Raw genomic sequence first — 23,287 nt, 5'->3', positions numbered from 1 at the left:
ATTACGATGCGAAAGGAACAGTTGCTTATGAGGATTGAACAATCACCGGAATTTCAAATTCATTTGCAAAACTTGCGAAGTAAGGATCCGATGTTTTTGGAAACCATTTATAATGTTGGCAATGGTCACTTTGGGGTTCGCGATTCAAACCCGTTGCAGGGAAATAATTTAGATTACATTGGGTCGCCTGGGCTATTTGTCAATGGCTTCTTCGACTATAACGAAGTGATGTATGGTGAAAAATACACTGGCTATCCGGAAAGCGATCAGGTGATTAATCGACTACTTGATCCGCGATACATTCGGATTAAAGTTGCCAATGAAGATTCCGCTGTTGATCATTTTGAGGTTGAAACAATTGATAAAAACCTCGATATGCAGACAGGACTGCTCCATGAAATGTTTTCCGTGACAACACCGGAAAATCGAAATTTTAATTTGGTGTTGGAAAGTTTTGCCAGTTTGAGTAAATTAAACGTATATGGAATTCGATATTCCATTATTCCTACCAATTTTGATGAAGAGGTTGAAGTGATTAAGCTCCATAATTATGTTAATCAGGCGACTCATCGTCAGAACCGCGATGTTCGGGTTAATCAAAGTGTCGGCGAAATGCAACTGGATTTTATTCCCGACAATGGCCAACCCAGCTATCTCATTACGACTTTTCGCAGCCAACAGGGGTTGCTCTTGACCTTTCAGGCGCAGGAAAATTTGGCGCCGGATCCAAAGATTGAGTATTTTAGGGATGATGAGCATCACTATGGCTATCGAAGTCGCTATCACGCTAAGAAAGGAAGTCAGAAAAACTTTGAGTTTCTATTTGCGATCGGCGACATTCATCCATTGGTAAACGCCAGGGTTTATGCGGATCAATACCTGGCAGCGTTGGACAATCATATTCGTGATACCTCTTTTCAATCGGAATTAATGGCATCAGCTCAAGTTTGGCAAACCTTTTGGCTCCACAGTGACGTTAAGATTGATGGTGACCCCCAAATTCAATTGTGTTTGAGATTTAATCTGTTTGAATTAAATCAGTCGGCGGGTCGGGATGGCTACACCAGTATTCCCGCCAAGGGATTAACCGGCAATGGCTATGGAGGTCATTTCTTTTGGGATACGGAAATGTTTATGCTGGCTTTCTTTTCGTATACTCAACCCAAGTTGGCAAAGAAACTGCTGATGTATCGATACCATACGTTGGAGATTGCGCAACAACAGGCGAGTGAATTTGGCTTGTCAAAGGGCGCCATGTATGCTTGGCGAACCATCAACGGCTATGAAGCCAGTTCGTACTGGCTGGCCGGGATGGCCCAGTTTCATATTAATGCCGATATTGCTTTTGCCATTGAACAGTACTACACCATTACGGGTGATGATGAGTTTCTCAAGGATTATGGCTTTGAAATTATTTTGGAAACGGCCCGCTTTTGGATGCAATACGGTAATTTTACCGAAATGGACGGCAAACGGCGCTTTGTGATTAATAAGGTAACCGGTCCGGACGAATACAGTGCGTTGGTGGATAACAATTATTATACAAATGTCATGGCCCAATTTAATTTGAGGCTGGCAATTAAATATGCTAAAAAATTCAAAAATACCTCAATTACCAGCAAGCTAAATATCTCTGAAGAAGAAATCGATGCCATGCAGGAAGCAGCTGATTTGATGTACTTGCCTTACGATAAGCAAAAGAAGGTTAAGCTGCAATTTCAGGGCTTTGAACAATTGCCCAAAATGCATTTGGATCAAATTGACCAGAGTCTATTTCCATTATTACTTCATTTCCACCCGTTAATGCTCTATCGTTACCAAGTGAATAAGCAAGCCGATACTATTATGGCTGACATTCTGTTTCCAAAGGGCAATACTCGAGAACAGCTTGAAGCGGACTATGATTTTTATGAACCGATTACCACGCATGATTCAAGCCTCTCTAAGGCGATGTATGCGATTGCAGCGTCGAGAGCCGGTAAGAAGAAGCAATCCTATGACTTTTTCTCACAGGCCGTTAAAACGGATTTGCTGGATTTGCATCATAACACCCAAAATGGGATTCATGCGGGCAGTTTGGGTGCCGCTTGGCAGGGAGTTGTCTATGGTTTTGCCGGCGTGGTTAATAACGCAGAGCATTTTAGTTTGGAACCCAAGCTACCGGCTGCCTGGAATTCAATTCGATTCAAGCTGCGGCTTCATCATAATGAGTGTCTGTTTACGATTTATCAAAACGAAGTCAAGGTTGAATTGACCAGTGGTAAGGAATGTGAAGTGTTCATTTATAATCAAAAGGTTCACGTGACCACGCAGCATCCACAAGAAATTTGCACTTATTGAGGATGAGTGACTGCTAAAGGCTTACTCTGGATAAGGGATCTAATCGCAAAAAGCCAAGCCCGAGCTTTTCACGATTAGCCGCCTTAGCCTTCGCAAATTAACCGCTTGAATTCGCACACTTTAGAACTGCTCCTTCAAGCAATTTACTGCGTCTAAGGGATCTAATTGCCAAAAGCCAAGTTCGGGCTTTTCACAATTAGCCGCCTTAGCCTTCGTAAATTAACCGCTTGAATTCGCACACTTTAGATTATGATTTGTTATGATATAGTTATACAATTAACTTGAAAGTTCGCGGATATTTAAGCAGCTTATTTTTCGATAGGTAGGAAGGTAAAAAGATCATGAAAAAAGATGTGCGGCAAACTAAAATTGAACAAATTATCAATCAGTATACGATTACCACCCAAGAAGAACTCATGGAAAAGTTGAAGCTATCCGGGATTAACGTCACTCAGGCAACACTATCCCGCGATATTCGTGAAATGCAGATTGTTAAGCAGCCTGACAGTTCTGGAAAGTCCCGCTACATGATTTTTAAGTCGGGCAATCAAAACGAACTGGAGCGAATGTATCGCATGATCAATGGAACCGTGACGGAAGTTCGCCAAATTGAGTTTGTTGACGTGATCCATACACAACCCAGTTATGCAAACCCACTAGCGGCAGTCATCGATGATTTGCATTTGGAAGACGTTGCCGGGACCCTGGCTGGCTATGACACAATTGTGACGTTTTGCCCATCAGTTAAATCAGCCAAAAACATCAAAGACTTATTTTTAAAACATGCTAATCCGGATCTACTCATTACGACAGTGAATTGAAAGGTTGGCGGTCAACAGAGGGAAATTAATTGCTTTCTCTCTGTTTTCTTTTAGACCAAGAGGGGTGAAATTGCATGGAAATCCAATATCACTTAGGCGCAAAAGCCTCGGTAAACGCTTTCATTTCGGGGCAATTTGCTTGTGACCCATTATGAAAAAGTGTATTTTCTTTGAAGAAAAAATGAATATTTTATGAACCATCAAAAATATTTATTCGGTTTTAAATTAGGAGAAAATATGAATTTTGTGAAAAAAGTGTGATATAATAAGGATTATAAAATTTAATCAAAAATTTATTTTTTAATTTAAACATTTTTGGTTGTATAAAAATCCGTTAAAATCAATTTGTGAAGCAATTAATCAAAGAAAAAATTAGATTTATTCAATCTTTAATTGTGGCATGCTAATTCTGCTAAAAAAACGACATTTTCAATGCATAAAAACAGACGATGGCTTTTTTAAAATGATCTATCATTAGACATGTACTCAAGGGAAGAATGGAGGTTACACAAATGACAAGTCCAATTCATAACTACTCAGAAATCGGTAAGCTAAAAACGGTATTGTTGAAACGACCTGGCAGGGAAATTGAAAACTTTACCCCTGAAATGATGCCACGATTATTATTCGATGACATTCCATATTTACCGATTGCTCAAAAAGAACATGATTATTTCGCTGACACACTGCGAGATAACGGTGTTGAAGTTCTATATTTGGAAAAACTGTCTGCTGAAGCACTGGATGCCGGTGGCGAAGAAGTCAGAGACCATTTCTTAGAGCAGATGTTAACTGAATCAGGATATGCTTCCGGCACCATTCACGATGCGTTGAAGGAATATCTTGGCAGCATGAATAATCAAGACATGGTTGTTAAGATCATGGAAGGTGTTCGTAAGAACGAACTTGACTTCGTGCCAAAGGACCTTGTAAGTAGTGCTGAAAACGAAGACTACGAATTTTACATGGATCCGATGCCAAACCTGTACTTTACGCGTGACCCTTCGGCATGTATTGGTGATGGCTTGAGCATTAACCATATGACGTATCCGGCAAGGCAACGTGAATCACTATTTAATGAAACAATCACTAAATATCATCCACGATTTGCTAACCAGGGAGTTCACGTATGGCGTGATCGAAACCACGAAACCCGAATTGAAGGTGGCGATGAACTGGTATTGAATGATCATGTGATGGCCATTGGGGTTTCTCAACGAACTTCGGCGGATGCCATTCAGGATATTGCTAAAAACCTCTTCAAACATGGCCAATATGACACGGTCATTGCCATTAAGATTCCGCATAACCACGCAATGATGCATTTGGATACGGTCTTTACAATGATCAACTACGATCAGTTTACAGTTCACCCGGGAATTCTTGGTAAAGGTGGTCAAATCGATACTTGGACCATTACTCCTGGAAAAAATGAAGGTGAGTTAAATCTTCAACACGATACTGATTTGAAGAAAGTTCTTAAAACAGCGCTTCATTTGGATGATCTTGATTTAATTCCAACCGGTAACGGTGATCCGATTATTGCTGGTCGTGAGCAGTGGAATGATGGTTCCAATACGTTAGCGATTGCGCCAGGCGTTGTTGTTACGTACAATCGGAACTATGTTTCCAATGAACTGCTTAGAAAACACGGCTTAAAGGTACTTGAGGTTATCTCAAGTGAATTGTCAAGAGGCCGTGGGGGTCCACGTTGCATGAGCTGCCCAATCGTCCGGGAGGATCTAAAAAGATAGTGTGCGCAGCTAAGCGGTTAACACCCGGAGAATAAGGCGTCGCGGTTAACACCCGGTAGATTGACGACAAAATTTAGTACCCCAAACTTCACATCAAGGAGAATTCGAATATGACAAAAGATTTTAGACAAAACGTATTTCAAGGTCGCAGTGTGCTGGCTGAAAAAGATTTTTCGGCTGCTGAGTTGGAATATTTAATTGATTTTGGCTTACATTTAAAAGCTTTAAAGAAAGCTGGTATTCCTCACCATTACTTGGAAGGCAAAAACATTGCCCTGTTGTTTGAAAAATCTTCGACACGAACTCGTTCAGCCTTTACGACTGCCGCAATTGACCTCGGCGCTCATCCTGAGTACCTTGGCCAAAACGACATTCAGTTGGGTAAAAAGGAAACGACGTCGGATACGGCGAAGGTTCTTGGCAGCATGTTTGACGGCATTGAGTTTCGTGGGTTTAAACAAAGTGATGCCGAGATCCTGGCACGTGACAGTGGGGTACCGGTATGGAACGGATTAACGGATGAATGGCACCCAACTCAAATGCTGGCTGACTTTATGACGGTTAAAGAAAACTTCGGTAAACTCCAAGGGTTAACATTGACTTTCATGGGTGATGGCCGGAACAACGTTGCCAACTCGTTGCTGGTAACTGGCGCAATTCTGGGTGTAAATGTGCACATTGTGGCCCCTAAAGCTTTGTTCCCAACTGATGAGACTCAAAGTATTGCTAAAGGATTTGCTGAAAAATCAGGTGCCAAGTTGGTTATTACCGATGAACTTGATGAAGGCCTGAAAGGCTCCAACGTTGTTTATACTGACGTTTGGGTTTCCATGGGCGAAAGCAATTGGGAAGAACGGGTTAAGGAATTAACCCCATACCAAGTTAACATGGAAGCAATGAAAAAGACGGGCACGCCGGATGATCAGCTAATCTTCATGCACTGCCTGCCAGCCTTCCATAATACTGACACAACTTATGGTAAAGAAGTTGAAGAAAAGTACGGGATTAAAGAAATGGAAGTTACCGACGAAGTCTTTAACAGCAAGTACGCTCGTCAATTTGAAGAAGCAGAAAACAGAATGCATTCAATTAAAGCAATGATGGCGGCAACTTTGGGTAATTTGTTCATTCCAAAAGTTTAGGCACTGAAACAAAATTAAACAGATTAATCAACCAAGAAAGTGAGGGTCGGCGACAAACATTATTAGTCTGTCCCCGGCCTTTCGTATTTAAAATAACGGTTATCTCATAAACAGGAGGGATTCACAATGGGACGAAAAATAGTAGTCGCACTTGGCGGCAATGCAATTCTTTCAAAAGACGCATCGGCAGCTGCACAACAGCAAGCACTGTTGGCAACAGCTAAACAACTGGTGAAATTTGTTGAAAACGGAGATCAATTGATTATTTCGCACGGTAACGGCCCACAAGTTGGTAACTTATTGTTGCAGCAGGCAGCCGGCAGCACTGAGGAAAACCCGGCAATGCCATTGGACACAGCCGTTGCGATGACTCAGGGAAGCATTGGTTACTGGATGCAAAATGCCATGAATCAGGTTTTAAAGGAAAAGGGATTGAAGCAAACGGTTGCGACGGTGGTTACTCAAGTTGAGGTTAGTGCGGATGATCCGGCATTTAAAAACCCCACTAAACCAATTGGCCCATTTATGTCCAAAGGCGAAGCTGATTTAGCTAAAAAAGAAAATCCTGACTTTACGTTTATTGAAGATTCGGGTCGTGGCTATCGCCGGGTTGTACCATCACCTAAACCGACGGGGGTTGTTGAAACCCAAGCAGTTAAAACGTTGGTTGATGCTGGAATTATTCCAATTTCAGTTGGTGGTGGCGGCATTCCGGTAGTCACAAATGGGGACCAGTTAATTGGCCGAGAAGCGGTGATCGATAAAGATTTTGCCAGTGAAAAATTGGCTGAATTAGTGGATGCCGATGCATTAATTATTTTAACGGCGGTGCCAAACATTTATGTTAACTTTAACCAACCAAATCAGAAGAAATTAGAGCGGGTTTCGGTAGCTGAATTGGAAACTTATATTGAAGAAAACCAATTTGCTCCGGGAAGTATGTTACCAAAGGTGCAGGCAGCGATTGATTTCGTGAAGGCAACCGGAAACCAGGCGGTGGTAACAGCGCTTGATAATATTGAAGGGTTTGTTAAAAACGGTTCGGGAACGGTGATTAGTAAAAAAGTTAGTGTGCGTAGCTAAGCGGTTAACACCCGGAGGATAAGGCGTCGATTTGGGAAAGCCGGGGTTTGGCTTTTGCAAATTGAACCCTTGTGAGCTGGCGAAGCAGTCCTAAATTAGTGTGCATAGCTAGCTCGGCGCACCTGAAACTGTTTGATGTACAAAACCATTAATTGCGGTACACTTTTATTGACAAGTTAATTATCTAACCATTTTTGGAGTGGACATATAATGATATTGAACAATAAAAGTGATTACCAATCGTATCGAGAAAAAATTCGAAGTCATCCAGAATTTAGCCCATTAAGTGATCAGGATTTGGATCGCATTATTTCATCCATGACGATTAAGTCTTTTCATAGGGGGCAGGTTCTCTTCGATCAGGGAGATCCGAGAAGCAACTATTATTTTCTGATTAGTGGCGTCGTGAAATCGTTTCATTTGGATGAAGACGGGGATGAGCAGCTTTATCTTTATATTCGTCAAAATAAAGCGTTTCCATATATTGGGCTCTTTGAAGACGAAAATTATGCTTATAGTATTGAAACGATGACGGAAGTCAAAATCGCGGTCATGCCGATGAAGTTATATGAGGAATTGTTGCGGGAAAATCCGGAGATGATGATCAATGCAATTCGTGAAATGAGTTCGATTATCAATACAACCGAAATGCAACTTCAGCGAATGGTGACAACCAGTGCCAAATGTCGGGTTTGGAATGCCATTTGGTTTCTTGGCCAACAAATTGGTGATAAGCAAGATGACGATACTATCGTGATTCCGTACCCAATGACGTTGATCGAACTGTCAAAGGTCAGTGGCACAACGAGGGAAACAACCAGTCTGATGGTGCAGCAGCTGGTAGCGGAAGGCAAGATTCAGTATAACCGGAAGTATTTTAAAATTTTGAGTGTGCGCAGCTAATCGGTAACCCTTATCAGGAGTGGTGTTGCTTAGCGAAGCAGTCCTAAATCAGTGTGCGTAGCTAACTCGGGATAAGCCGAAGTGTAAGCAAGCTTGTGAGTAATGACACATTGTTTGAAATCTGCACCGGTTTTGCAATTATCTTTTGATACCAGGGGAAAATTTTGTAAGGGAGTGAATGCAATGGAAAAACATGATGGTAAATTAGGCCTGCTTGAGTTGATCGGTTTGGTTGTTGGATCGATTATTGGTGGCGGTGTCTTTAATTTAATGCATGATATGGCTGCCGGTGCTGGTGCCGGTGCGATTATCATCGGCTGGGTAATTACCGCAATTGGAATGGTAATGCTCGCGTTGACATTTCAAAACCTGACAATGAAACGACCAGATTTGGATGCTGGTGTTTACAGCTATGCTGAAGCCGGTTTCGGCAAATATATGGGCTTCAATTCAGCCTGGGGTTACTGGTTATCCGCATGGCTGGGAAACGTTGGGTACGCAACATTATTAATGAGTGCGGTGGCCTACTTTCTGCCAATTTTTGGGGATGGTCAAAATATTTGGTCAATTCTTGCCGCATCCGTGATATTGTGGGCTTGCCATTTTATGATTTTAAGAGGTATTGAATCGGCATCGTTTGTTAATACGATTATTACGATTGCCAAATTGATTCCGATTTTCCTATTCCTGATTATTGTATTGTTCGCCTTTAAAATGAACATGTTTACCAGTGATTTTTGGTTTACACCAAGTGGCAATTTTCAATTTGCCGATGTGATGAAACAAGCTAAGAGTACGATGCTGGTAACGGTTTGGGTCTTCATTGGAATTGAAGGAGCGGTCGTCTTCTCAGGCCGGGCTCGTAAGCGTTCCGATGTCGGTAAAGCAACCGTTTTAGGAATTATCACAGTTATTTTAATTTATATGTTGGTCACGTTACTATCTTTTGGTGTTATGAGCCGCTCAGGTTTGGCTCATCTAACACAGCCGGCAATGGCCAATTTGCTTGAAAGTTTGGTTGGTAAATGGGGATCGATGGTCGTCAACCTTGGCCTGATCATCTCAGTAGTTGGGGCCTGGCTGTCTTGGACGATGTTTGCCGGCCAGTTGCCATATGAAGCTGCCAAAGAAGGCACTTTCCCGAAATTGTTTGCTAAAGAAAATAAAAATGGCGCACCGATTACTTCTTTGACGGTTACCAACGTTTGTGTTGAGTTGTTTATGTTTAGCTATTTAATTACGGCATCCGCATATAACTTCTTCTATTCAATCGCCAGTGCGGCAATTTTGATTCCATATGCTTTCTCAGCTTTCTACCAACTGAAGTATTCTGTAAACGATGATCATAGTAGTGGTCGGGGAAGAAATATTACGATCGGGATTATCTCAAGCATCTATGCCTGCTGGTTACTATTTGCGGCTGGGGCAAACTTCCTGCTTCTGATGTCGTTGCTATTTGCAGCCGGCATTCCAGTATATTGGATTTTACAAAAACGCGATAACAAAGCTGATAAGGTGTTTGGGCCAATTGAAATGGCCATTGCTGTCCTGATTGTGATTGCGGCAGTTTACACCATTTATGGGCTGGCCGTTGGAAAAATTACTTTTTAAAATAGACTGAATTTTAATGAATGAATGGACTAAAGGCATTAGAAATGCTGCTGTGGCAGTGTATCTAATGTCTTTTTACTTATTTTAAAATACTGATTTTACAATAAGTAATCGCCAATATGATGAGTAAGGTACTCAGAAAATTGGATTATCTTGTGATGATATAAATAATAATTTAATAATCATAATAGTGGTAAACATTCCAAATTAATGATATGATACCTGTGATAAAAGAAGAATTGACGGATTTCTAGTGAGGTAAGAAATTGAATGAGACTTTAAAGTTGTGTCAGTGTTAACAAATCGGAATGGGTAATTTGGCACTGATCTGGGGGAGTAAATCCAAGAATCATCACCATATTGCTCTTGAATGCTGCAAGTAAACCGCAGAATGACGATGAAAGGGTGTTTTAGTCATGAGAGGCCGAAAGAACATTTCAAGAAACAATCGAATTGGACGAGCAGAAAAACAAAATCTGCATTATAGATTACGAAAGCACAAAAAACATTGGTTAACGACCAGTCTATATACGCTTGGTGTTGGAACCGTGATTTTATTTGGTGGAAGCAATGATCGGGCGGCAGCTGATAGCAGCACGGCCTCACCTGATACAACGCCGATTGAGGAAACGGCGGCATCACCTGGCAAACAAAGTAGTAGCCAAACGGTTCCTGCAAAGCCGGCGGGAGCTTACCAAAAAGAGACGGGAACACAACAGCAAGCTCAAGGTGCGGACACTCAAAGCCAAACCAGCTCAACTGGTGCTGCTACAGCGGCTTCGTCGGCTACTCAGCCAACGTCGCAAGCGTCACAACCAACGTCAACTGCCCAGGCGTCACAAGCATCACAAACGTCACAGGCAGCCAGAACATCGCAAGTATCACAGCCAGCAAAAACCAGTCAGGCGACTCAGGCATCACAACCAACTCAGTCGTCGGCAGGGACTAATCAAGCTGCAGCTACTCAGGCAAGTCATCAACAAACAACTCCTCAAGCCTCGGCGGGTCAGGCAACAGGTAATTCAACGAACAATCAGCAATCAGCTTCAACTGGTCAACAGGCTGGTCAGGGACAAGCTACGCAGTCGACTGCTGGACAACCGGCAGCTGCTCAAGCACAGACTGCTTCTTCAGCTGGTACGACGCCTCAACAGTCACAAAGGTCAACTGCGGCTGCTTCTTCAGCAACGACTAATTCAGCAGCGCCGGCCAAGAACTCATCAGCTGCTTCGACTAATCAATCGACAAGTGGTCAACCTGAAGCGACTTCGGTCAACCAAGATCAGTCTCAGCCAAAAGTAGCTGAGAAGCATCATCAAGAAGAAAGTTCTGCAGAAAAAGCAGCGCCAACTACTCGAGTAAAACGATCACTTCAATTAGCCGATGAACAGGCTGATGCCGATTCAAAGTCAGCGGCGGCTCAAAAGGCTCAAAAAGATCAAGCCACGGATCCCCTTGAAGGGCTCCGGCAGAATTATGATGAAACGACTAATGTCATCAAACTAACTAACGCAACCAAAGCCGACCAAACGGCTGCGTTAAAGCAGGCTGCAGAAATTTTTAAAATTACCGGGAAAAAACCGACAATTCAGTATACGTCGACTACTAAGCTGGCATCGACAACGGATATTAACAATCCTGATTATCGATCTGGTTGGCAACAGGCCCAAAAGAGTATTGACGAAATTAATAAACCGATTAGTAGTGCCGGAGCGCTTGTATTACAAGTTGGCGATCTCGGGAAAATTGGTCATGTCTTGGATGCTTATGTTGCGAGTCATGCTGAAGATGAAAACGGTATCATTGATCCTAAGCAGGTGACAACCTCCCATACAATGATGGACAATAGTGGTCAATTGATCTGGTCGGGGACTTGGAAAGAAGGCGGCGTACTTGGAATTGGTGCCAAGGAAGTTTCCGCCAATGATAAAAACGACAATTTTAAACTGGGATATGCTGATTATTTATCCACGTATGCAACTGAGGTGCAACAGTATATCAATAAAGTGAAAGCTAACGCAATGGATCCGCGTTTTGGTGATAAGCTGGTAAACAGTAATGCTTATCGAAGTAAGGATTTGGAATCCAATGTTAGTGTGACCGGAATTGTAAACTTGCTTGGGACGTTAATTCTTAATACAACTGTTAAGGATAATCCAGAAGTCTTTGCTTACCAGGAAACCAGTGGGCTTAATCGAGATGTCAGTTCACAAACTAGAAAGACGGTTGAAAGTCTGCAAAAATTTGTGAATATCGTCTTGCCATTTATTCAAAACGGCATTATCAAACAGGCGTTGACAGATATTCGATCAATTGGGATGGAATACGTTGATAGCAATGGTAACCAATCCGTCTCGATTCCGGCAACACTTGGTGGCGATGATGGTGCTTTGGCATTGAACGGCACTTTGAAAACGATTGCAGATATTGTTGGCCTTAGAAAAGCGGCCAATTCCTCAACTGCTAACAGTCTTTATCTTGCACTGGCAAACGGAATTAAGAATGCAATTTTGCGGCATGCCAACGTGGGGGTTCAAACTGCTTTAAACGAAGTGATGGATCCATCAACTGGGGCCACTGGTATCAGATACACTGGTTTAGGCCTTAATAATTATCAAGTTAATGATCCCGTCAAAGCGGCCAATTCCGATCAAAAAGTTGCTGTAACAGAATTTGTTTCGGCTGAGGCTTATGCATGGGCAAAAAAGGTGATTGTACCGGTTATGCAAATGGCAGCCAGAGATAAATTAACTGGTGACCCATTAAAACAGGATGGCAAGACAATCGCCGAGGCACTTTATGTTGCCAGAGCAATTACTTTGGAAGATTTGAACAATTTACAGGGCCATCAACGAAGTGGGGTTTATGAAAATTATCAACCTTCAAATGAAGGTGCACTTAAATTCATTTACTCTCTTTATGAAAATGAAGCAGGTGCCGTTGATAAGGCCATTAAAGATTTTCTTGACGGTCAACCGGCAACCGATTATCAATTTGTGAACGAAGGTAATCATGATAAGTCAACCAATACCGTCAGCAACAAAGATTATAACCAAATTTATGATTATTTGGCTTCATCAGATGTGAAGGAAAATTTAGTTGCGAAGACCAAAGAGTTGATGGACATTTACCGGAATAGTAAACATGAGGCCGGCATTGCCAAAGATAGTAAGCGGTTCTTTGAAGATATGCAGATTAATGCAGATATTTCGAAGATTACGTCACCAACTTTAACCAGTTCAGCAGTTAAGAGCGAGTTGGATAAAATTGTAGAAGATGTCGTGACAACTTATTACAACGATGCTGCCAGAGCCTATAACTTGGAATTCGGTACGCAGCAGGGAACTCTAGATGCGACGGCTGGTAAAGCTATGACCCTTGGCTATGATGAATCGTATTCAGTTCCATACCAAAAAGCCTATGAACAAACCGAAGCTAAGTTGGTAGTAGCAGCCAAACAGCAAGCGGCTGATGATTTCAATGCGAATCGAAAAGCGGACGCTAGTGCCTATCAAAATGCCAAGGCGGTTTCGGCTTATAACGAAGCTTTTGAGTCAACTCAAAAAGCAGCGATTGCCAGTGCTAAGGAACAGGCCGGCAAAGATATGAATCAAAATGTGTCACTGGAAGCCGGAATTAAAAACTATACCGTAACAGCAGTGACTGATGCTTATCGGACAGCCTATGAAGAAGCTAAGGCAGCGGCACTTTCTGCAGCAACGGTGGCCGGTAAAAACGATTATCAGGCAGGAAAAGCATTGCAGTCGGATTATAGCCAAAATTCGGATGTCAAAGCGGCTTATGAAAAAGCTTATAACGATGATAAAAACGGCTTTCTCAAACAAGCAACTGACCAAGCTGCAATTGATATGACTGCCGGTAAGACAATGGTTGAAGGGGTTAAAGCTTTCGAAAAAGGCCCTGACGCAGCCACAGCGTATCGTCAAGCTTATCAAACAGCTCTTGACAAGGCAATTGAGTCCGCTAAGAAAACTGCTGAAACTGATTATCGCGCGGGCACACGACAATATTTTAGTAGAAATCAGCAAGTAGAAGACGCTTATCTTCAAGCTTATAAGGCAATTCAGACTCAAACCATTGAAGAAGCTAAAATTCAGGCTGTCAAAGATTTAAATGCCAATGTTCCCCGGGCTACCGGTGTGCTTAAATACAGTTATGACAAGGATGCAGTGACAGCGTACAATCAAGTTTATCAAGATGCTCGAGGCGATGCTTTTAAAACCGCCAGAGTTGATGCTAAAAAAGATTACTTGGCCGGTCAATCACTTCGCGACCAATACAGTGTCAATGTGGAAATTCAGGAAGTTTATCGTCAGGCCTTTAACGATACTAAGAAGGAAACACTTACCGAAGCTAAAAAACAAGCCAGTCAAGATATGACAAATAACATCGACGTACAGCAGGGGGCTTCCAAGTATCAATTTGATGCTGATGCGGTGAACGCTTATCAGCAAGCTTATGAAACAGCTAAGACTAATGAATTGGCGTTTGCTAAAACCCTTGGCCAAAAGAACTACGAATCGGGTAACAAACTGGATCCACATTATAGTCAAAACGTGGATGTCCAAAAGGCTTTTGAGGAAGCTTACCTGAGTGCTCAAGCCGCCGCTATAAAATCAGCTGTTGATAAAGCCCCTAGTGATATGGCTAATGCAGTTGTGACACAGTATCGTGATCCGGTAGTTATCGAAAGCTATCGAAAAGCATATGCGGCTGCTCAAGATCAGGCAGTTGCCCAAGCAAAATTGGATGCTGACCGCGACTACAAAGCAAACCAGCGTCAGAAAACTTATAGCCTAAATAGGATAGTGCAAGCGGCTTACGATAGTACCTTTAACCAGAACAAAAAAGCCACTGCCGAAGCGGCTGTTGCGCAGGCCGGGACTGATCTGGCTGCTAACGTCGCTAAAGAGATCGGTGGTAAGGCTTTTGAAAATGATGCTGAAGCCAAGGCCCTGTATGAGAAAACTTATGATAAAGCTTTGGCTGCTGGTAAAACCAAGGCAACTGAAGATGGTACAACCGATTATAATAATCATCAACAACTTCGAAACAACTATCATGCAAATGTTGAAATTCAAAGTGCTTATAAAACCGCGTATGAAAATGCTCAAAAAGCAGCCATTAAAACAGCGGTCGCCAAAGCAGCGACTGATATGGCCAAGGGCGTTACTAAGCCTAACGGGTTGAAAGGCTATGTGGATCAAGCAGTTATCAGTGCTTATGATCAAGCTTATGAGAACGCGTTGACGGATGCTAAACGAGCAGCTGAAAAAGCAGCAGAAACGGATTATCAAACTACAGCGACGCCTAAATCAATTAGTCCGAATACGGCGGTTCAAAATGCTTATTATCAAAGCTTTAAGCAACAGCAGGAAGCGGCAATGAAAGCAGCTGTCGCTCAGGCAGCTAATGATGTGAAAAGTGGTGTTTCCAAAGAAAACGGGATTAAGTCATTAAATAAAGATCCAAAAGTTGTCTCGGCCTACACCACGGCTTATCAAACTGCGGTAGTGGATGCAGTTAAAGCAGCCGGTAAGCAGGCAGCAGATGATTATCGCAATGGTCAAAAAGCAACGACCGTTAGTCAGAATTCAGAAGTTCAAAGAGCGTATGACAAAGCTTATCAAGCCTTAAAAGATCAGGCAGTTGTGGCAGCCAAAACGCAGGCTGGCGAAGATGTTGCCAAGGGGATTGCCAAGGCAGTCGGTGTTCAGACTTATGCTAACGATGTGGATGCTGCTGCAGCCTATAATCAAGCATATGAAACGGCTAAGGCGACGGCTATTGATCAAGCTAAGAGGGTTGGAATTGCTGATTATCAAAATTGTCAAACCCATCGTGATAATTACAGCGCCAACCAGGAAATTCAAGCGACTTACGATCAAGCATTTACAGAAGCTCAGGCAACAGCCGTTGATAAGGCACAGCAGACTGCTGAACAGGATGCTCGAAATGGCCGACCGAAAGTCATTGACACCCAGGATCCAAAAGTTCTTACGGCGTATGAAAAAGCTTATGAAACAGCTGAAAAACAGGCAGTTAGCAAAGCCATTGGTGATGCCGACAGTGATTACCAATCCGGCAAAGAAAAACGTAGTAACTACAGTAAAAACCAAGCAGTTCAGGACGCTTATGACCGCGCTTATGCTCAAAATAAAGCTGAAGGACTCGCAGCTGCCACTCAATCTGCAGCTGCCGATGTGCTGAATAACGTTGATCGGCAAAGCGGCCGGGCAAAATTCACCAATGATCCAGATGCTCAAAAGCATTACGATACGCTTTATGAGCAGACACTAAAAGATGGGCTGGCAGCTGCCGCGGAAACGGCTGCTGATGATTATCGACAGGGACAGCCCAAGAAGGAAACGTATAGCCCTAATAAGTCAATTAACGCGGCTTACCAAGCTGAGTATGATCGGCAAAAACAAACTGCTTTAGCTGGAACATTCGCTCAAGCAGCCGGTGATATTGCAGCCGGAATAACGGTCGAACAAGGAGCTGCCAAGTACCAAAACGATCAACAAGCTGTTGATAAGTACCGACAAGATTATCTTGAGACACTTAACAAAGCAGTGACGGCTGCCGAGGCCGCTGCCAAGGAAGATTACCGATTGACAGGCCAAAAGAAAAATGACGCCAAGCATGCGGCAATTGTCAAGGCCTATGATCAGGCATTTGACCAGGCAAAAGCAACTGCGGGTGAACAAGCCAAAAAGCAGGCGCCTCAAGACGTTGAAACTGGTGTGACATTGACGGATGGCCAACAAGCATTTGCCAATGATCTGGATGTCCAACAGATTTATGCTAATGCTTATAATGAAACCGTTGATAAAGGAAAAGCAGCCGCCGAAAAACAAGCGGTGACTGATTATCAAAGTGGTCAACCTCAAACGACCTATAGTCAAAATGCGGCCATTCAACAGGTATATGAAATGGTCATGGCTGAACAACGAAGTGCTGGTCGCACCCAGGCAATTGAGCAGGCTGGCAAAGACGTTGAAGCCGGCGCCAGCCAGGCTGAGGGTGCTGCTAAATTCAATCATGATCAGGCAGCCAAAGATGCTTATGCGCAAACGTATCAGCAAACGTTGACGAAAGCGCAAACAGCTGCTCGTCAGCAAGCCGTTGAGGATTATCAAAAACAGGTTGCTAAAAATAATGCTTATAGTCAAAATACTGAAATTCAAGCAGCGTATGATCAGGAATTTGAAAAGATGCATCAAGCAACCGTTACGCATTTGCCGGAAGTGATTGCAGAAGATATTAAAGCCGGGACAACAGAGACGGCCGGCGCCGATCGCTATCGACATGATCCAATTGCTCAACAACAATATCTGGATGCTTATCACCAAGCAGTTGAAGCGGGCAAGCAGGCAGCTGCAGCCGATGCTAACAATGATTACCGAAATGGGCAAAAACAATCACCATACAGTCGTCAGCAGGCAATTAATGAAGCTTATGAGGCTGCTTATCAACAGAATCAGCAGACCGGTCGGCAAACAGCCGTTACCACAGCTTCTGGGGATGTTGATCAAGGCATTAGTAAAGCTGAAGGAGCTGCCAAGTTTGCCAATGACGCCGATGCCAAAGCGGCTTATGAGAAGAAATATGACGAAGCACTTCAAGCGGGTAAAGATCAGGCTTCTCAAACCGGCCAGGCGGATTATGATGCCGGTCACCCTAAACAGGTAACCTACAGTCAAAACGACGCAATTAATCAAGCTTATCAAACGGCATACGAAGAAGCTAAGCAGAAAACGTTGGCAACCACTCAGGCGCAAGCTGCAGCTGATGTTGCCGCCGGAATTGCGATGGAAGCCGGTGATGATCAGTATCAACATGATACCGATGCTGCCGAGAAATATCGTCAAGATTACGAAGCTGCTTTAACAGCTGCTAAAGACCAGGCAACTGAAACTGCCAAGAACGATTACCAGGCTGGCCGTGAGCCACAGAGCCAATTTAGCCAAAATAAAGAGGTCCAAAAGGCTTACGAAACTGCTTTTAACAATCAACAGGCGATTGGTATCAAGCAGTCAACTGAAAAAGCTGTCAAGGACGTTGAAGGCGGAATGGATAAGACCGTTGAAGCTGGAAAAATTGCGGATAAAACCACTAGGGAGGCGTATGAAAAAGCCTACGATCAGGCCCTTGAAGCCGCTCAAGTAACGGCAACAACCACCGGAAAAGCCGACTATGACAAAACTCAAACGGCTAATCCAGATTATAGTCAACATCCAGCTGTTCAAAAAGCTTATGAAACGGCCTTTGAGCAAGCTAAACAGGCAGCTCTGAATCGAACCGATGCCCAAGCTGTTACGGATATTGAGGCTGGCATTACCAAGGAAACCGGCCGCCAAGCTTTCGGCAATGATCAACAGGCAACGGCTAAATATGATCAGGCTTATGATGAAGCCCTCGCCAAAAGAAAAGTCGAAGCCACGGCAACCGCTGAGGCTGACTACGCTGCGGGTAAGGGACAGAATCAACAATTTGCCAAACAAGAAGCGCTTCAAAAGGCTTACGATCAAGCTTATCAGGATGCTAAAGCTAAGGGCGCAGTTAAAGCTGAGCAGACGGCAGTTACAGACGTTGATCAAGGAGTTGACGTGACTGAAGGAATCAAGGCGTTTGCCAATGATCCGGATGCACAACGAGTTTACGAAGACCAGTATGCAGCGACCGTTAAAGCTGGTCAGGAGAAGGCTGGTAAAGATGCGGTCACTGACTATCAAACAGGTCAAAAGAAAACACCTTACAGTCGTAATTCGGCCATTAATCAAGCTTATGAAACGGCCTTTAAGGACCAAAAAGCAGCTGGCCACGATCAAGCGATCACAACCGCAGCTGAAGACGTTGCTCAGGGACGGCCAAAAAATGCGGATGCGTTCAAACATGATGCTGATGCACAAAAAGCCTACCAAGAGGCATATGATCAAAAACAGGCAGATGCGGAACAAAAGGCAACCGATCAGGCCAAAGCTGATTATCAAGCCGGTAAATCATTGGCAGACTACGACAATGTGAACGCAGGCGTTAAGGCCGCTTATCAGAAAGAGTATCAGGAAGCTAAATCAGCTAACCTCATCAAGGCAACGCAACAGGGGGAGAAGGATGCCAAGGCTGGTGTTGATCAAACAACTAGCGCAAAAGCATTTGAAATGGATGTGGATGCCAAAGCAAATTATGATCAAGCTTACCAAACAGCCGTTGAGACTGGTACCAAAATCGCTGAAGCGCAGGCGGATGCTGATTACAAGAATCAGCAACCAAAGAATGCTCACTATAGTCCAAACCAGACGATTCAGAAAGCCTATGAGCAGTCGTATGAAACTGCTAGAAACACGGCAATTGCACAAGCTGCTTTAGATGGAAAGCGGGATGCCGATACCAGTTCCAGAAAGCCGGATAATCATCAAAGCTTTAATAACGATGAGGCCGTTCGTCAAGCCTATAATCAGGCGTATAACGATGCCGTTAAGGAAAAGAAGGCCCAGGCCGAACAGCAGGCCAAAGATGATTACCAAGCAGGGCGAACCAGTCAAAAGAATTATTCGCAGAATACGGAAGTTCAGAAGGCTTATGATGAGACCTATAAACAGGCTAAAGAAGGCCGGATTACGGAAGCTGAATTACAGGCAGGCACGGATGTAGATCAAGGAATATCAGCCAGTGCCGGTGCCGAAGCGTATGCAAACGATTTGGATGCTAAGGACAAGTACCTGGAGTCTTACAAGCAAGCACTTGACACTAAGAAGAAAGAAGCTGCAGATAAGGGTAAAAATGACTATAATAATAATCTTCCGATGAATCCAACCCATTCAAAGAATTCTGAAATCCAAGCTGATTATGAGCAAGCTTATCAACAGGCCAAGGAAACGTTTGCCAAAGAAGCTGAACGCCAAGCGGGTATTGACGTTACCAATGGCGTTGATCGTCAAACTGGTGCTGAACAGTACAGTCGTGATCCGGAAGCTCAGAATAGATACAAAGCGACTTACGATCGAGACTTGAACACCGCTAAGGATCAAGCCAAAGATCAGGTTGAGGCTGATTACATGGCTGGCCAACACAAAACTGATTTCAAGCATCCTGACGTTCAACAATCATATGATGACAAATATCAAGAATTAAAGGACAATGCGCGTAAATTGGCTGAAAGTACAGGGCGTGAAGCTGGTCGAAAGGGTGAAGATTTAGCAACTGGTAAGACGAAGTTTAGTCACGATGCCGATGCACAAAAGGCCTTTGAAGACAGTTATCGACAAGGCTATCAAGAAGTTGCCAAACAGACTACCGTTAAATTCGGTGATGGCCATGCGACGATGACGACTGGACCAGATGGTAAAACGGAAATGACCGTTTCAAATGGTCAACCAACCTCGATTCCGGCTGATGGCCAATCAATGAAGATCGGTGATCAGGGCGTGGCCATCAAGGATCGTAATGGCGACGTAACGGTTAACGATGGTCAGGGAACCACGACAATCGTGAATGCTCAAAATGAGATCGTCAAAGTTGTGACAACTGAGATAAATCCACAAACGGGTGTTATCACGGTGACAACGAAGGATGGTAAAGATCAAGTAACTGAAACCAAAGTGACGACCAAGCCAACCAATGCCGGCACAACGGTCATTAGAGACACTGGGGCAACGGAACAACCAGTCACGGTCATCGTTAATACGAAAGACTCGCAGGGTAATCCAATGACTCAAGTGTTAACACCTAACAAAGTTGAGACGCTGCCGACAGGTGAAACGGCCTTGCTTGATCGGGATGGTAATGTCACGATTACTGATGAAAATGGTCAGTCGGTAACGACGAATGAGGAAGGAACCGTAATTGGCACTCATCAACAAACCGAAGCAGCCACGACAACCACTCGCCAGCTGCCGGATGGCAATCTGGTAACAATCCAGGCCGATAAAGATGGCCACACAACGGTGACGATGACAACGCCGGATGGCCAAGTAACCCCAATTACGGGTTCAACGGCTACTCCGATTAAAGACCAGAGTCAGCAATCAACTGGTAAGATGGCAGTCACGGATGGTAAAGGCAATGTGATCATCAGGGATGCTGACGGCAATGCCACGACTATCAATGCTAGTGGTCAAATTACCCAAGTGACGACGGTAGGTAAAGATGGCACAGTGACAGTTGAAAACCTGGGGAACGTTGGCGAAACAACGTCCAGTGTGGTGACAAATCCAGACGGCACGGTGACGGTGACGACACCGGATGGGACTGAGACCAAAACGGCAACCCGAGATCAAACGGGCCAGATTGTCACTCAATCAGAAAAAGGTTCTGAGAACCAGGAAGTAAAGGTTGTTGATGGTCAAGTTGTGGTAACTCATTTTGACAACACTGGTAAAACCACAGGGACCACAACAACGGTGACAGAACCAACAACTGGGAAGACGATCGTCACTAACCGGGATGCAGCTGGTCATGTCATTGCCGAGATGATCGTTAAGGCTGACGGCACAGTGACGGTGAACAAACCGGCCTCAACGGTTGGCAGTGGAGCCGCCACAACGGGTCCGGTCATCAACCCAAATGATGTCAATTCAGCAGGATCAATCGTTACTGAAACCGGCCAGTCAACGGCGACGACAATTACCACGCCGGCGACAACAATCGAGCAACCAGATAGTGTGGGTCAAACTCAAAATCGCTATTACCAGAAGCTGGTGACTAAAACAGTGGTCACGGTTAAAGGACTGTATCGCTATAGTCGATCAACCTTTAACAAGCGTTATCGGGTTGGATATGTTCGTCCGGGAAGCGTACTTCACGTGATTAAAGTGATCATTCGACCAGACGGCATTACAAGATTACAATTATCAGACGGCACGTATATTACCGGTTTGAAATCCTTTAACCAGTTCCGCTCAATTGCTCGTCATTACCACGTTGATGCAACAGCAGTCATTCGAGTAACGGCCAAAAAGGGCGTCTATACGCACAGTAGTCCACGCTTTACTCGCGACAATCAGGTGAAACGACTGAAGAAGGGAACAGTTCTGAAGGTTCGTCGAATTGTTCGCCAAGGCAAAACCACGCGTTTTGAATTAACCAATGGTCAATATGTCACAGCACGCAAATCGGCGGTTCAGCTGATCCAGCGGTATTACACGAAGCCGGTTAAGACCATTAAAGTCATAAATCAGAAGGGAATTAACAGTTATTCGAAAAAAACATTCACTAAAGCTAAACGAGTGAGTCACTATTCGAAGGGTCGAGTGTTAAAGGTGACGCAACTTGTCAAAAGTGGCTTAACGACCCGTTTCCAACTTGAAGATGGTAGTTTTATCACAGCTAATAAAAAGCTGGTTGTCAAAACGGATTAATCGTGACTGACTCAAGCACAAATTAAAAAATCACCCTTACTCAAACGAGCAGGGGTGATTTTTTTGATTCGACTAATCGACATGGTAAGGAATAACTAAATCTTTAGGCCGAGTTTTTGCTTTAGAGTCAGAATTCTTTCAACGGATTGATTTAACCGCTTTTGGGAGAGGTGTTTATGAGCAATGGCGTAGCGAAGATGGCGGATGCCCTTCTTATAATCACTGGATAGGATGACGTCATTTCCCGCTTTAAAGGCGGCCACATCGCGTTGAACGTGGTGACGAGTGGCGTAATTACCCACCGCTTGCATTTGCAAACTATCCGAAACAATCACGCCTTTAAAATCTAGTTGCTTTCTCAAGAGACTAATATCCTTATAGGAAAGAGAAGCGGGCTTTTTTGGATCAATTTTTCTTAGAATGATATGGGTGACCATCACGGCATCCACGCCACTATTAATGCCAGCTTTGAAGGGAACAAAATCCCGTTTTTCAAATGAACTTAGGGAACGGTTAACGGTGGCTGAGCCGGTATGGGTATCAGCAGCCGAACCATAACCGGGGAAGTGCTTTAACGTGGCCGCAACGTGCTGGTGTTGAATGACTGGAACCACTTGGCGAATGTAAGAAGCAGTTTTTTGGTAACTGGGCTTAAATGTTCGGTTGTAAATAAAGCTGTGGTGATTTTTTGAGACGTCGGCAACCGGCGCAAAATCCCAATTAATGCCAAGTGACCTAAGTGTTTTAGCTTCTAACCGATAAATCTTTTTGACTTCCTTCATGCCGCCTTTCTTGTCAGCCTGTTGTGGTGAAAAGTAGTAACGATGGCCTGAAATGCGTGGATTGCTGCTCAGGCGGGAAACAGTACCGCCTTCCTGATCTGTTGAAATGGTGAGCGGAATTTTCGCGCTGCGTTGATAATTGCTAAGCCGGTGTTTAAACTGTTTACGCGAGCCAACAAAATTATTACCCATTAAAATAATGCCGCCCAAGTGGTATTCTTTGATATCATGGCGAACAGCGGCACTGTTATTGGAAACACCGGTGACAAATAACTGACCGATTTTTTCGTTGGTTGACATTTTTGCGACCCGGGCTTTGATCTTCGCTGATGGACTGAGCTTTGCCGGTTTTGTGCCGGCCTCAACGTTTGAATGATGCCAGAATAAGCCGCCGATGACCAGTCCGGAAAGCAGCAACAGCCAGCCGACTCTTTGAAGATGACGATTAATTTTCAAAATGAACCCCTC

General features: G+C 43.9%; 9 protein-coding genes. 8 read left to right on the top strand and 1 reads right to left on the bottom strand.

Annotated elements, in window-relative coordinates; genetic code table 11:
- The first annotated feature begins 27 nt into the window (after positions 1–27).
- The 8 genes from ED605_RS00225 (at position 28) to ED605_RS00190 (ending at position 22,037) form a co-directional block, all read left to right on the top strand.
- Positions 28–2,340: a glycoside hydrolase family 65 protein gene (locus ED605_RS00225; RefSeq protein ID WP_121976965.1), complete on the top strand. Its 2,313-nt coding sequence runs from the start codon at positions 28–30 to the stop codon at positions 2,338–2,340.
- A 341-nt stretch (positions 2,341–2,681) separates the two neighbouring features.
- Positions 2,682–3,161 (top strand): arginine repressor, encoded by a 480-nt coding sequence (gene argR, locus ED605_RS00220; RefSeq protein ID WP_121976930.1) that lies wholly within the window; start codon positions 2,682–2,684, stop codon positions 3,159–3,161.
- A gap of 512 nt (positions 3,162–3,673) precedes the next feature.
- Complete coding sequence (gene arcA, locus ED605_RS00215; RefSeq protein WP_121976929.1) at positions 3,674–4,915, top strand: arginine deiminase; 1,242 nt, start codon at positions 3,674–3,676, stop codon at positions 4,913–4,915.
- Positions 4,916–5,025: 110 nt separating this feature from the next.
- Complete coding sequence (gene argF / locus ED605_RS00210; protein WP_121976928.1) at positions 5,026–6,057, top strand: ornithine carbamoyltransferase; 1,032 nt, start codon at positions 5,026–5,028, stop codon at positions 6,055–6,057.
- A gap of 126 nt (positions 6,058–6,183) precedes the next feature.
- A complete protein-coding gene (arcC, locus tag ED605_RS00205; RefSeq protein WP_121976927.1) occupies positions 6,184–7,140 on the top strand; it encodes a carbamate kinase in 957 nt (318 codons plus the stop codon).
- A 210-nt stretch (positions 7,141–7,350) separates the two neighbouring features.
- The gene (locus ED605_RS00200) at positions 7,351–8,043 is read left to right on the top strand and encodes a Crp/Fnr family transcriptional regulator (protein WP_121976926.1); all 693 of its coding nucleotides are present in this window, start codon (positions 7,351–7,353) and stop codon (positions 8,041–8,043) included.
- A gap of 183 nt (positions 8,044–8,226) precedes the next feature.
- A complete protein-coding gene (arcD, locus tag ED605_RS00195; RefSeq protein WP_121976925.1) occupies positions 8,227–9,654 on the top strand; it encodes an arginine-ornithine antiporter in 1,428 nt (475 codons plus the stop codon).
- Between the two features lie 416 nt (positions 9,655–10,070).
- Positions 10,071–22,037 (top strand): DUF5776 domain-containing protein, encoded by an 11,967-nt coding sequence (locus ED605_RS00190; protein ID WP_121976924.1) that lies wholly within the window; start codon positions 10,071–10,073, stop codon positions 22,035–22,037.
- Between the two features lie 95 nt (positions 22,038–22,132).
- Here the strand turns inward: ED605_RS00190 and ED605_RS00185 are convergent, their stop codons facing one another.
- The gene (locus ED605_RS00185; protein WP_225418994.1) at positions 22,133–23,275 is read right to left on the bottom strand and encodes a glycoside hydrolase family 3 N-terminal domain-containing protein; all 1,143 of its coding nucleotides are present in this window, start codon (positions 23,273–23,275) and stop codon (positions 22,133–22,135) included.
- Positions 23,276–23,287: the final 12 nt, after the last annotated feature.

The sequence above is a fragment of the Lentilactobacillus raoultii genome (genome assembly GCF_900411375.1).
GTDB lineage: Bacteria > Bacillota > Bacilli > Lactobacillales > Lactobacillaceae > Lentilactobacillus > Lentilactobacillus raoultii.
This window is presented reverse-complemented; position numbering and strand designations above follow the sequence as displayed.